Raw genomic sequence first — 12,872 nt, forward strand, 5'->3', positions numbered from 1 at the left:
CGGATACGTTTTGTTTGATTCATACGCTAGAGGTTTTAAGAAGTATGCCAACTGTTGCACATAACATCGAATACGCCCAGGTCCGGAACACCATCGATAAGCTGATCGATAATCTGGTCAACATCAAAGATGAAACCGGTGAGTTCCTGCTCAAGCTCGACGATGGCCGGGTGATTGATACCAAGGGCTGGGCCGGCTGGGAGTGGACCCACGGCATTGGCCTCTACGGCTTGATGAAGTACTGGGACATTACCGGCGACGAAAAGCCCAGAAAGATCATTGAAGACTGGTTTAGCGACCGGCTCAAGGAAGGTACGCCCACCAAGAACGTGAACACCATGTCCCCGTTCCTGACCCTCGCCTATATGCATGAACGCACCGGAGAGCGCAGCCATCTTCCGTACCTGGATGTCTGGGCGGAGTGGGTCATGCGGGATATGCCCCGGACCCGGGAAAATGGTCTTCAGCATATTGTCTACAACTCGGTGAACGATCAGCAGTTGTGGGACGATACGTTGATGATGAGTGTCATGCCGCTGGCCAAAATCGGATTGTTGCTGGATCGTCCCCACTATGTGGAAGAAGCCAAGCGGCAATTCATGTTGCACGTTAAATACCTGGCGGATCGCAAGACCGGCCTCTGGTTCCACGGCTGGACCTTTGACGGCAACCACAACTTTGCCAATGCCCTGTGGGCACGTGGCAACAGTTGGGTCACCATTTCCATTCCCGAGTTTATTGAACTACTCGACCTGCCGAAGACCGACGGTCTGCGCCTATTCCTGGAGGAAACCCTGGAAGCCCAGGTCAAAGCGCTGGAGGAAACCCAGCACAAAGACGGCCTGTGGCACACCCTGTTGGATGATCCCGACTCCTACCTCGAAGCCTCGGCCGCCGCCGGGTTTGCCTACGGCATTCTGAAAGGCATTCGCAAAGGCTATCTCGACAAAAAATACGAAGCGGTTGGCCTCAAAGCGGTCAAAGCCGTGCTGGATAATATCAGTGCGGACGGCGAGCTCCAGCAGGTGTCGTTCGGCACGCCGGTTTTTGATGACCTGCAGGGTTACCGGGATATCCCGCTTACCTCCATGCCCTATGGTCAGTCCATGGCCATCCTGCTGTTGGTCGAATACATGAACTATTACATCTGATTGTCCCTCGCTCTGCCTGCCTCCGTCGGAGGTAGGCCGAGTGCCATTCTGGAGTCACTCGACCATGGAAAAAATAGCCTTCGTCATGCAGCTGAAGCCGGGCTGCGAGCAGGAGTATGAGAAGCGTCACGACGAAATCTGGCCCAAGCTGGTGGCTCAGCTCAAGGCCGCCGGTGTTTCGGATTACTCCATCTTTCTGCACCCGGAGACGCTGCAGTTGTTTGGAGTACTCAAGCGCACGGATGATCATGGTATGAACGAGTTGCCCCACACCGACATCATGAAGCAGTGGTGGGCTTACATGGCAGATATCATGGATACCGAAGCCGACAACAGCCCGGTATCTACGCCACTCAAGAACGTCTTCCACCTGGAATAGCGAGGCCTCTATGAGCAACAGACCACGGTCTTTATGGGTGACACTGCTACTGGCGTGCGTGGTGGCAGGCTGTTCCATGGTGTCGTCCGAGCGCAAGGCCAATCCCACGGCGGATTCTCTGACCGAGCCGGGTCCATTGCTTTACGAGGTCAGCTTCGGCGATTCCGAGTCGGTGGCCGACTGGGTAATGGAAGGCCCGGGTGAAATCGCCTTCGTGGACGGATGGATGGAAATGCACAGCCCGGGCGAGCAGGGCCATCACGTATTCTGGTGTCCCGAGGATTTCCCGGAAAGCTTTATCGCCCGCTGGGATGCACAGAACCTGGATGACGAAGCGGGACTGGTGATCGTCTTTTTTGCCGCACGCGGTGTCGATGGCCAGGACATCTTTTCACCCGAGTTACCGGAAAGGGATGGCACCTTTACCCAGTACACCGAAGGCGAGATCAAAAGCTACCACATCTCCTACTATGCCAACGCCGCCCATAACCCGGGCCGGGGCCATGCCAACTTGCGCAAGAACAATACCTTCAGCCTGTTGCAGAAAGGGGAGGTCGGCATTCCGACCGAATCCATGCAAGAGCATGAAATCACCCTGGTGAAAGAGGGCGAGCGAATTCGACTGTACATCGACGATCGAAAGGTGATCGACTATACGGATAATGCCCCGGTGGTCGACGGTGTCGATACGGGCGGCGCCCTGGGAGGTGGGAAAATCGGCTTCCGACAGATGAAATGGACTCAGTTCCGCTATAAAAACTTCCGCGTTTACGAATTGCCCCAGCAATAATGGGGCAAAGCACACCCCTCGATATAACCAGCGATAATTGACGAGGAAACCCCATGAAGTACTGCTTACTGGCACTCCTGTGTCTGGCGGCCTTTGTACAGGCGACTGAGTCGCCCGAATCTTCCGCAGCTCGGGACGCACTGGGCCCGGGTAAGGTTCAATCGTCGCCCGTCAGGGAGGGCAACAGGGTGCTCATCTCCGCCGAGCATGCGGATGTTCAGATCGAGTTCTGTACCGCCTCCATGGTGCGTGTGCGCAGCAGCTGGGATCGGGAGTTTGACGAGAACGCGGCGCTCGGACTGATGGTCACCAGGCAGGATTGGCCGCCCGTCGTAATCAATACCGCGGAGGAAACTGATTTCTACGAGCTGGAATCAGAGCAGTTGCTCGTCCGTGTGTATAAGTCGCCATTGCGACTGGAGTTCTATGCTTCTGACGGAACCCTGTTGTCCACCGAGCGGATTGAAGCAGGGGGTATGGTTCAGAAAACGGCGGGCGTTTCGGTTCATAAAAAGCTGCAAGACAATGAGCAGGTGTTCGGCTTTGGCCAGCGGATGGACTTTATCAACCAGCGGGGCAAACAACTGGAGCTGACCGTCGGGCGTGGTATGGGTCGCCCCCATATCATCGGGGCCTACAATATTCTGGAAGCCAACTACAGCCCGGTGCCGTTTTTCATGAGTACGCGGGGCTACGGCATTTTCCTTCACACGCCCTACACCTCCCACTGGGATATGGGGCACTCCACGCCGGGTGTTTACTCATTTGAAGCAGAAGGCGGGGAGCTGGATTACTACTTCATGGCAGGTGCTGATTTTCCCTCCCTGCTGAATCAATACACCGCTGTGACCGGCAAGTCACCGCTGCTACCCAAACCGGCTCATGGTCTCCACGTCGGGACCTACAGTGGCGGCACCTGGGGCTACGAGAAGCACACCTCCACCGACTACGTGGTCAAACTGGGGCGGACATTCCGTGAAAAGGAAATCCCGGTGGATATCATTCATCTGGATTCCACCTGGCGGATGTTCGGTGAGCAGGGCGGCAGTGGGGCCACCACCTTTGAATGGCGTGAAACCTTTGATGACCCGGAGACCATGTTCGATCAGCTCTACGACATGGGTTACAGCATGGTGGGCGTTCACGTCCGGCCACGCTATGACAATGGCAGACAGTACAAGCTGCTGGATCAGGCACGGGATGCGGGTATGGTCTATCCCGAGCCCAATAATAGCGGCGAGTTCGTCAACTTCTTTGACCCGAAGGCGGTGGACTGGTGGTGGGAGCACGGCGCCATGAAGGTGGCCTCCCAGGGGGCCATGTTCTTCAAGACCGATGAAGGCAGCGCCTTTGGACGCAAGGCAAATGAGAGTGACAAGACCGGACCGACCGGGCCGGAAGCCGAGCGTTTGCACAATCTCTTTCCATTGGCCTATGCCAAGGCGCCGTTTGAGAAATTCAGTGAACACAATCAGATGCGCGGTTTCAACCTGACGCGGGAAGGCTACGCCGGTATTCAACGCTACCCCTATCTCTGGGCGGGCGACTGGCCGAGCGAGTGGCAGTACTTCAAGCCGGTCATTCGCGCCGGGCTCAATATGGGCCTGTCCGGGGTTGGCTACTGGTCGCACAATATGGGCGGGTTCGAGCACGACCCGGATCCCGAGCTCTATATCCGCTGGACCCAGTTTGGGCTCTTCAGCCCCATCGCGCATCTGTTCGGAATGGATCACCCCGGTTACAAGGAGCCCTGGCGTTATGGGGAAGAGGCTGAGCGGATTTTCAAGCAGTACGATCGCATGCGTTACCGGTTTATTCCCTATATCTACAGCGAAGCCTACCAGATGCACCGGACCGGTATGCCCATGATGCGGGCGTTGGTACTGGAGCACCAGGAGGATGAGAATACCCACGACATTGATGACCAGTATCTGTTTGGCCGCAATCTGCTGATTGCCCCGGTGACCACCAAGGGCGCGCAAACGCGGGTGGTCTATCTACCCGAAGGTACCTGGTATGACTACTGGAGTGGTGAGCCCTATGAGGGCAAGCGCTATCACAACATTGTCACCCCGCTGGACCAGTTGCCCATCTTCGTCAAAGCCGGTGGCATTCTTCCTCAACAGAGAGTGATGAATCTGGGCCGGGAAACGGCGGATACCCTTACTCTGGAAATATTTCCCGGTGGCGAGTCCTCGTACCCGATTTACGATGATGATGGTAAAACCAAGGCGTACCTGTCGGGTGACTACGCGATCACCGACGTCACCGTCAACGCCGAGCCGGATCGAACCCTGATTCGTATTGAGGCCCCTCGTGGCGACTATGACTTGGCCGAACGTTCCTACACACTGAAAATTCGCCGTGACGGCCCTCCGGAATCCGTTGAAGAGGCGTCCAGTACGCTCCGTGCCTTTGGCTCCTCCGTTGAGTACGAGACAAGTCAGCCTCAAGCCGGTTGGTACTTCGATGATGAATCGGGCGCACTGTACGTGAGGTTGGCCGGAAGCAGCCTGAGCGACATTTCCGTGGCAATCAATCAGTAGTTGTCGTTAGCGAATGCACACAAAACCCGTGAGAGAACACCAATAACAGGATCCCTGAGACCATGAAACATTCCCGATTATTTCCCCTGCTGGCCGCCGCACTGTTGTCATCGGCCTGCTCCGCTCAGGCCGAGCCGGAGGTGCAGGTGCAGTGGCTGAACGACAGTACGGACCGCGACGCGGTAGGCGCGACCTGGGGGACGCCCTGGCCGCAGGGCGAGGTGGACGCCGCCAGCGGATTCACCCTTGAATCCGAATCCGGAACGTCGTTGCCCGTGCAGAGTTGGCCATTGGCCTATTGGCCCGATGGTTCCCTGAAATGGACCGGGCATGCGATTGCACCGCTTGAGTTGAATGTCGGCGCGCTGACGTTGAGGCCCGGTGAAGCGGCCAGGTCCGAACAATCGTTGCGGATCGTAGAGAACAACCGCTCCATCCGTGTCGACACCGGTGTAATTCAGGCCGTGATTGCCAAATCCGGTGATCGCCCGATTCAGTCCATTACCCGCGGAAACCGGCAGACGCTGAACGATGGTCGTCTTGTCATTCTGTCGCAGAATCAGCCCGAACCCGACGTGGGGCAACCATTGACGGTGAAGTCCTTCACTGGACAGCTCGACCGGGTGACCCTCGAGCAGGAGGGACCCGTGCGCGCGGTGGTCAAGCTCGAAGGTCAGCACGTTGGCGAAGACGGACGTGCGTGGATTCCCTTTGTGGTGCGTCTTTATTTCTACGCTGGCGATGATTCGGTGCGCATGGTGCACACCATGATTTACGATGGTGATCAGGAGACCGGTTTTATACGTGGGGTGGGCGTCCGTTTTGATGCGCCGCTGGACGGCCCGCTGCATGATCGGCACGTGCGCTTTTCCGGTGAAGGCGATGGCCTTTTCGGTGAAGCCGTTCGAGGTATCACCGGCCTGCGTCGCGACCCGGGCAAGGCGGTTCGTGAGGCGCAGATTGAAGGGCGTGCTACGCCGCCCTTGAGTGAATGGGCGAGCAGTGTGTCGGATCGTCTCGAGATGATTCCCGCCTTCGGTGATTACACCCTGTCCCAACTGACCGCCGATTCGTTTGAAATCCGCAAGCGTACCCAGCCGGGCCTGTCCTGGCTGGACTCCGCGGAAGGCACGCGATCCAGAGGGCTGGGTTATATCGGTAGCCCGAAGGGCGGCGTGGCGTTTGGTATCCGGGATTTCTGGCAAAGTCATTCGTCTCAGCTCGATATTCGCAACGCGCGTTCGGACGAGGCCGAAGTCACCCTGTGGTTGTGGGCCCCCGACGGTCGAGCCATGGATATGCGCTTCTATCACGATGGTATGGGGCTGGATACGCACGAGAAGCAGCTCGATGCTTTGAACGTGACCTACGAGGATTACGAACCGGGCTTTGACCATGCCACCGGCGTGGCCCGCACCAGCGAGTTGCGCCTTTGGGCTTTACCGGCCACACCGGATCGCCATACCATCGTTGAGATGGCACGAACCCTGGCCGAGCCCCCGCAGATGGTGGCCCGTCCCCAGGACTATGAAGCGGCCGGCGTGTTCGGCGCCGCCCTCTGGGATCTGCCGGATCGCTCCACCCCCGCCAAAGCCGCGATTGAAGATCAGGTGGATTTTTATCTGGACCACTATCTGACCCAGGTGGAAGAGCACAACTGGTACGGCTTCTGGGACTACGGCGATGTGATGCATACCTATGATCACGACCGGCATACCTGGCGTTACGACGTGGGCGGTTTTGCCTGGGCCAACTCCGAGCTCTCGCCCGACATCTGGCTATGGTATTCCTTTTTGCGCACCGGCCGTGCCGACGTCTTCCAGATGGCCGAGGCGATGACCCGCCACACCGGTGAGGTCGACGTTTACCATCTGGGACGGTTTGAGGGGCTCGGCTCCCGCCACAACGTCAAGCACTGGGGCGACAGCGCCAAACAACTGCGCATCAGCACGCCCGCCAACCGCCGCTTCTATTACTTCCTGACGGCGGATGAACGTACCGGTGATCTTATGCGCTCTCTGCTCGGGGCTGAACGGCGTCTGCTGGACGTGCCTCCGCTGCGCAAACTCAATCGTCCGACGCCCGACTTTTCGGGAAAACCCTATTCCATGATGATGGGCCTGGGGACCGACTGGAGTTCGGTGGCCGCCGCCTGGCTGACCGAGTGGGAGCGCACCGGCGAGCCGACCTATCGGGACAAATTGGTCACCGCGATGCGCAGCGTCGGCAACTTTGACCACGGATTGCTGGTCGGCAGTGCGGCGTTTGATCCCGAATCCGGTCAGTTTCACCGGATCGGGGAGGGCGTGTCCGTTTCCCATTTGTCCATGGTGTTCGGCGGTGTCGAAATCAACGCAGAGCTGATTCAACTGCTCGACGTGCCGGAGTATGAACAGGCGTTTATTCAATATGGGCGCTTTTATAATGCCCCCCGGGACGAGAAGGCCGAGATCATCGGCCAGCCCTATGAGCGGAATCTGAATCTGGGTCAGGCGCATTCGCGGATGACCGCCTACTCGGCCTGGAAGCTCAATGATGAGGCGCTGGCCGATCGCGCCTGGGCGGAATTCTTCAGCGGCCGGGCCGGTATCCCGGTGTTCGGATTACCCTATCCGACCAGGACGGTCATGCCACCCGAGGTGCTATCCCCGGTGACCGAAGCACGCGGCGTCTCCACCAATGCGGTGTCCCAGTTCGGGCTTGCCGCGATTCAGGTGATGGCATTGATTGGAGACGAGGCGCCGGAGCAGGTTCCGGAGCGGGATTAATATGGATGATCGAGCTATGACCGCGCGCTCAAACGGGACGACCAAAGGGCTGCGACCGTTACTGTTGTCTCTGATGTTTCCTTTGATGGTGCAGGCGGCCGAGATTCGGCCGCTCCCCAAATTCGACTTTGGTCTCGGCGCTGTGGCTGAGGGTTACGTCGGTATTGGGCCGGAAACGCGCTACGCTCCCGAACGGGGCTACGGCTTCGCCAGTGCCAATACGCCTGAGTGTACCGTGGCAGCGCCTGGGACAGAGGCGCTGCGAGGCGATGCCTGTGTGTCCGACGAGGCATTTACTTTTGCGATCGACGTACCCGAAGGAAATTATGAGGTAACGCTCCTGTTAGGTTCACCCGATTCCGCCGCGGAGACGACCGTAAAAGCCGAGGCACGCCGCTTGATATTGCGTCCCGTCCCGACCAAAGCCGGAGAGCAGGCGAGGGCGACCTTCACCGTCAATCGAAGGGGTCCGGCATTGGAAGAGGACCGCCGTCTTTTCTTGAACTCGCGCGAACAAGGCCCACCAATGATCGCGCACTGGGATGAGCATCTGACCATCGAATTTCTGGGCAGTCCGGCGGCGGTGTCGGCAATGACGATTCAACCGGCACCGGAGGCCACTACCGTCTTCGTGGCCGGGGACTCGACCGTCACGGATCAACGCAATGAGCCCTGGGCCGGCTGGGGGCAGATGTTGCCCGCTTTCTTTACGCCGGGTGTGGCCATTGCCAACCACGCCGAGTCGGGGCGGGCTCTGTTCAGCTTCGAATCGGAGAACCGGCTGGAGAAAGTCCTGAGTACCATGAAACGCGGGGATTACCTGTTGATTCAGTTCGGCCACAATGACCAGAAAGACCAGAGCGAGGGCGCCGGCCCTTTCACCACATACGCCGAAGATTTACGCGAGTACATTCAGGCGGTACGGGGCAAGGGCGGTATTCCCGTGTTGGTTACACCCATGGAGCGTCGCCGCTGGAGTGAAGGAAAGCCCAGTGAAACCCTCACCGACTTCGCCACAGCGGTGCGTCAGGTCGGAGAAGAGCAGGGCGTACCGGTTATCGATCTTCACGAGATGAGCCTGGCGCTTTACGCTGCTTTGGGAGAATCAGGTTCCAAAAAGGCTTTTGTACATTATCCGGCCAATACTTTTCCCAATCAGAAGCGGGCGCTGAAAGACGATACACACCACAATCCCTACGGCGCTTACCAGCTGGCTCGCGCTGTCGTAGAAGAGATTCGGAAAAAGGTGCCGGGACTGGCCAATCACTTGCGTGACGATGTGCTCCCGTTTGATCCTGCCGAGCCGGACTCCCCGAGTGCGGTCAGCATCCCGGCAAGTCCGGTGTTTCAGCTCGAGAAGCCGGAGGGTAACTGAGCGCTCCGGCGGAAGCGTTACTCCTTGAGTTGCAAAGAGCTATCGTTAATTTCGAATTCGTTGTCCTTGAGCGTCAGGATGACTTCGGCACCGGCCAGCAGAACGGGTCCGTAGCCGTGCGCGGCGTATAGATGAACCGGTCTGTAATAGTAAAAGGCCGGGTCAAAGCCCATGCCGGTGCCAACGCAAGTCCCCTCGACCTGACCGGCATCATTGACCTGTGTTGCAACCGCGTTCCAGGCAAGGAGTACTGCCGGAGAGTAGGCTTTTTTGTCGATGTAGCCCCGGTTGATGGCTCGCGCCATGGAGTAAGCGAAGATCGCCGTGGCGGACGTTTCCAGGTAAGTATCATTTCGGTCGAGCAACTGATGCCATAAGCCGGTTCCGTCCTGATATTGAACAAGCCCTCTGATATGCGCTCTCAGTTGATCCAGTACACCGGCGTAGCCGGGGTGATCCTCAGGTAGGACCTCCAGCAACTCTACCATGGCCATCACGGCCCAGCCGTTGGCTCTCCCCCAGTAGAACTCCGGGTGATCTTCCATGCCCTGCACCCAGCCGTGCATATAGAGTCCCTGGTCTTCGTTGAACATCCTCTCTGAAAACTGCTCTATCTGCTTTACCGCATCATCAAAGTATCGGCGTTCTCCGGAGTAGTGCCCCATTTGAGCCAGCGCAGGAACGCTCATAAAGAGGTCATCCAGCCAGAGCGTGTTGTCCTGGGGGCGGTTGCGGGCCAGGGTGCCATCGTCAAGGCGAAATTGCTCCTCACTGATGTACTCGAGAAAGTTGCTGATCAGCGGCTCTACCGGAGCATCCAGGCCGTTCATTTTTGCCTTGATCATAGCGGCGGCCAGGGAACCGGAGTCATCGAGCGAATCGGGATTCAGCACACTGCGAATCGGAGAGCGCCTCGGGTCGTCCGCGCCATGGTTCGCGGCAATATCGGCAATCAGTTTCAGGCGGGTGTTGGTGTAATCTGCATAATAGGGTTCTCCCGTCGCCTCGGAAGCCAGCAGCATGCCGGCGTAGGTGACGCCCCACTCATAGCCGGTGATGTGGAAGGCGCCCTCGCCGAGGGCAATGTTTCCTTTAATGGCTTCGGGATCCGTAATTACCTTTCCCGTATCGGCATCCACAATGATCGAGGCCGAGTTCTCATCCAGAAAGGCATGGACCCGATCCAGAACCGCCTTGATGCTCTCCACTTCCGGGGCTCCATAAGGGGTTGGATACTCGGCGGGAAGCAGGTGAAGCGGGCCCGCCGTGTCACCGGTTTGAGCGGTGGCCTGAGAGCCTGACAGGCACAGGACGCTGAGTGCGAAACCCCTGAAGAATCGGTTGGAGATAATTTCAGTGGTTATTTTTCTAATGGGTTGATGCATGGTAGAAGCCTCCGTGGGCTACTTGGCCGACTGACGCAAACGCTCCAGAATACCCTGGACGTTCTCAGGATTGGTGCTCTCGAGAATGGTATGGATGCCGGGTTTGATTTTCTGAATCAATGACATCAGATAGCGGTGATCCATTTCGCCGGTGCCGGAAGGCAGGTCTCCTTCCTTCATTCCATCCTTGATCACGAAGTCCTTGCTGTGTATCGCGACGATTCGGTCTCCGAACAGTCTGAAGGCTTCGTCCATCAACGACTGCTGTTGGTGGCACTGGTCCAGCGGGAAAAAGTTCACCGGGTCGTAAATGACCTGAACATTGGGTGAGTCCACCAGCTCCAGCATTCTTACCATTTTCTCGTAGCTGTGTACCGTATGATGGTGTGCCACGCCTTCAATACCCACAATGGTGCCGTATTTCTCGGCGGTATCGGCCAGGCGTCGGACGGAATCGACCAACTCCAGAAACGAGCTTTCTTTCCGGCTGTCGGGGTGATAGCTACAATCGCCGTTCTTGGAGCCGGTCTCGGTGCCGACAATAGCGCAGCCGAAATCCCGGGCAAAGCGCAGGTGTTCTTCGAAGCGCTGCAGCGCCTGTTCTTTGGCGTCGGGGTCCGGGTGAGTCGGGTTGATATAGCAACCCAGTACGGCGATGTTGATCCCCTGTGCGGCAAAGACATCGCGCACGTGGTTGGCGAACCCGGGGGTCAGTTGTCCGGGCTGTTCCGTCAGGACGGGAAACGACTTGGCGGGTGCGAGCTGCACGCAGGAGACATCGTATTGACCGAGCTTTGCCGCAATCTCCGCGGGTGTACCCTGACCATAGTCGTGTGCTCTCAGGCCCAAATTCAGCATAAAACGTCTTCCTGTGGTTGATCTGTTCGGTGTTTGGAGATGTCGCTACAGAATGCCTTCAAGCCCCTGGGCGACCACTTTGGCATTCAGTTGGGCCCCTTCGCGGGACGTGTGGGTGTGTTTGTCGGCAAAAAAGGCTTCGACTTTTTCCGGCCCCAGCTCGTCATAACGTTCGGCGACCCATTCGTGCAGATCGATCAGCGCGACGCCGCTTTCCGCGGCGACCTGTCGGGCCCACTGAGGGTAACTGTCGTCCGGGCGGGCAATCCGCTCACCGCTGTCGTCCCAGATTTTCCGGGGCACCGGGGTGGCGAGGATGGGAGTCACACCTCGGGCATAGGCCTCGCCAATCATTTTGCGCAGGTACCAGCCGTAGGTGTGAACCGTTTCAGGCTGGCCGGTCAGAAGGTTGTCGATGTCCTGCTCGGCGGCACCGACCCCCTTGATGGTGCCCCGTGCCCGCTCTTTATCATTGAGTGGAGCGGAGTCATTGTGACCAAACTGGATCACCACATAATCACCGGGGCGCGCCATGTTCAGGGTTCGCTCCCAGTGGCCGCCGGTTACAAAAGTCCGGCTGCTGAAACCGCCGATGGCGCGATTGACAAAGTTGTAGTCCTCGGCGCTCAGATAATCGTCAATGAAATCACCCCAACCCCACTGACCACCGGCGCCATCGCCCCAACCGTTGCGCACGGTGGAGTCGCCGACCATAAAAATGCTGGTCTTCCCGGGGTGGGCGATTACCGGCAGGCGCAGAAACGTCCAGTCGTAGGCCATCACTTTGCGGCCTTTAGCGGAATACAGCTCCGCCGCCAGGGTGGGACGCAGCCCCTTCAGCGCCGATACGATGGTCTCGACGTGAAGCTCGGCGCCCGCCTCGTTAAAATGGGTGTGGTCCTTCGGGTAGAGTTCCGCCACCCGCTCGGCGCCCAGGCGGTCCAGCTTGTCGGCCACCGGGTTGGTCACATCGATAAACGGTGTGTCCAGCGCCCAGGCGAGCTGGCGCATCCAGTAACCGTACTGGCCGTGGCGACGCTCAACACGGTCATTTTCCCACCGGTTACGGACCGTCATCGACAAAAGGATCGGCGTGGCGTCCTTGGCTTTCACGTCCGCCACCATCTGGCGAATGTAGTGCCCAAAGGTATACACCGTTTCGTTCTTGCCGGTCACCTGATTGGTAATCTCGGTCCGTTCGTCGCTCAGTCCGGGCAGGGAGCCCCGCGCCCGGCTGTCATCATTGATCGCCCCGGCATCGTTATGCCCGAACTGGATCAACACCAGATCGCCGGGCTTGACGTCCTCGATCAGAGACTGCCACAACCCTTCGGTAATAAACGTCCGGCTGCTCCGACCGCCCCGCGCCCGGTTATCCACGACCACTTTGTCCTCATCCAGAAAGCTCTGCAGGGTGGCGCCCCAGCCCTGGTGGTCCTTGTTCTGGTAGGACGCCGCCGTGGAGTCCCCGGCAATAAAGAGGGTCTGGGGGTGCAGCTCCTCGGCGAAGCAGGGCAGTGAAAGCAGGAGTATCGCGAGCTGCGCGACGATTCGGAGGATTCCCTTGTTAGGCATGGACAGTGTCTCTTTATTGGAGGTTGGCGTTCCGGAGGACGTCGC

The 12,872-nt window shown here is 58.3% G+C and carries 9 protein-coding genes; 6 read left to right on the forward strand and 3 right to left on the reverse strand.

The features are described from left to right. Positions 1 to 44: 44 nt before the first annotated feature. From OOT55_RS02590 to OOT55_RS02615, 6 genes are all read left to right on the forward strand, one after another. A complete protein-coding gene (locus OOT55_RS02590) occupies positions 45 to 1,151 on the forward strand; it encodes a glycoside hydrolase family 88/105 protein (protein ID WP_265367604.1) in 1,107 nt (368 codons plus the stop codon). A 64-nt stretch (positions 1,152 to 1,215) separates the two neighbouring features. Next, positions 1,216 to 1,530 carry an L-rhamnose mutarotase gene (gene rhaM, locus OOT55_RS02595; RefSeq protein WP_265367605.1) on the forward strand — a complete coding sequence of 105 codons (315 nt, stop codon included), beginning with the start codon at positions 1,216 to 1,218 and terminating at the stop codon, positions 1,528 to 1,530. A gap of 10 nt (positions 1,531 to 1,540) precedes the next feature. Further along, positions 1,541 to 2,320 (forward strand): DUF1961 family protein, encoded by a 780-nt coding sequence (locus tag OOT55_RS02600; protein WP_265367606.1) that lies wholly within the window; start codon positions 1,541 to 1,543, stop codon positions 2,318 to 2,320. 53 nt (positions 2,321 to 2,373) lie between these two features. Further along, entirely contained in the window at positions 2,374 to 4,866 is a 2,493-nt protein-coding gene (locus OOT55_RS02605; RefSeq protein ID WP_265367607.1) for a glycoside hydrolase family 31 protein, read from the forward strand. A gap of 62 nt (positions 4,867 to 4,928) precedes the next feature. Further along, positions 4,929 to 7,634 carry a Tat pathway signal sequence domain protein gene (locus tag OOT55_RS02610; RefSeq protein WP_265367608.1) on the forward strand — a complete coding sequence of 902 codons (2,706 nt, stop codon included), beginning with the start codon at positions 4,929 to 4,931 and terminating at the stop codon, positions 7,632 to 7,634. Position 7,635: 1 nt separating this feature from the next. Then, the gene (locus tag OOT55_RS02615; RefSeq protein WP_265367609.1) at positions 7,636 to 9,009 is read left to right on the forward strand and encodes a rhamnogalacturonan acetylesterase; all 1,374 of its coding nucleotides are present in this window, start codon (positions 7,636 to 7,638) and stop codon (positions 9,007 to 9,009) included. A gap of 17 nt (positions 9,010 to 9,026) precedes the next feature. Here OOT55_RS02615 and OOT55_RS02620 read toward each other — a convergent pair whose 3' ends face one another. The 3 genes from OOT55_RS02620 to OOT55_RS02630 are packed head-to-tail and all read right to left on the reverse strand — an operon-like array spanning position 9,027 to position 12,827. Then, entirely contained in the window at positions 9,027 to 10,394 is a 1,368-nt protein-coding gene (locus tag OOT55_RS02620) for a glycoside hydrolase family 88/105 protein (protein ID WP_265367610.1), read from the reverse strand. A gap of 18 nt (positions 10,395 to 10,412) precedes the next feature. Further along, positions 10,413 to 11,252 carry a sugar phosphate isomerase/epimerase family protein gene (locus OOT55_RS02625; RefSeq protein WP_265367611.1) on the reverse strand — a complete coding sequence of 280 codons (840 nt, stop codon included), beginning with the start codon at positions 11,250 to 11,252 and terminating at the stop codon, positions 10,413 to 10,415. 45 nt (positions 11,253 to 11,297) lie between these two features. Next, positions 11,298 to 12,827 carry a rhamnogalacturonan acetylesterase gene (locus OOT55_RS02630; protein WP_265367612.1) on the reverse strand — a complete coding sequence of 510 codons (1,530 nt, stop codon included), beginning with the start codon at positions 12,825 to 12,827 and terminating at the stop codon, positions 11,298 to 11,300. Positions 12,828 to 12,872: the final 45 nt, after the last annotated feature.

Source organism: Marinimicrobium sp. C6131, from assembly GCF_026153455.1.
In the GTDB taxonomy this organism is placed as follows: Bacteria; Pseudomonadota; Gammaproteobacteria; order Pseudomonadales; family Cellvibrionaceae; genus Marinimicrobium.

Excerpts from the sequence above, each read along its gene's own strand:
- OOT55_RS02625 (WP_265367611.1), bottom strand. The coding sequence starts at position 11,252 with ATGCTGAATTTGGGCCTGAGAGCACACGACTATGGTCAGGGTACACCC.
- OOT55_RS02610 (WP_265367608.1), top strand. The coding sequence starts at position 4,929 with ATGAAACATTCCCGATTATTTCCCCTGCTGGCCGCCGCACTGTTGTCA.
- rhaM (WP_265367605.1), top strand. The coding sequence starts at position 1,216 with ATGGAAAAAATAGCCTTCGTCATGCAGCTGAAGCCGGGCTGCGAGCAG.
- OOT55_RS02620 (WP_265367610.1), bottom strand. The coding sequence starts at position 10,394 with ATGCATCAACCCATTAGAAAAATAACCACTGAAATTATCTCCAACCGA.
- OOT55_RS02615 (WP_265367609.1), top strand. The coding sequence starts at position 7,636 with ATGGATGATCGAGCTATGACCGCGCGCTCAAACGGGACGACCAAAGGG.
- OOT55_RS02590 (WP_265367604.1), top strand. The coding sequence starts at position 45 with ATGCCAACTGTTGCACATAACATCGAATACGCCCAGGTCCGGAACACC.
- OOT55_RS02605 (WP_265367607.1), top strand. The coding sequence starts at position 2,374 with ATGAAGTACTGCTTACTGGCACTCCTGTGTCTGGCGGCCTTTGTACAG.
- OOT55_RS02600 (WP_265367606.1), top strand. The coding sequence starts at position 1,541 with ATGAGCAACAGACCACGGTCTTTATGGGTGACACTGCTACTGGCGTGC.
- OOT55_RS02630 (WP_265367612.1), bottom strand. The coding sequence starts at position 12,827 with ATGCCTAACAAGGGAATCCTCCGAATCGTCGCGCAGCTCGCGATACTC.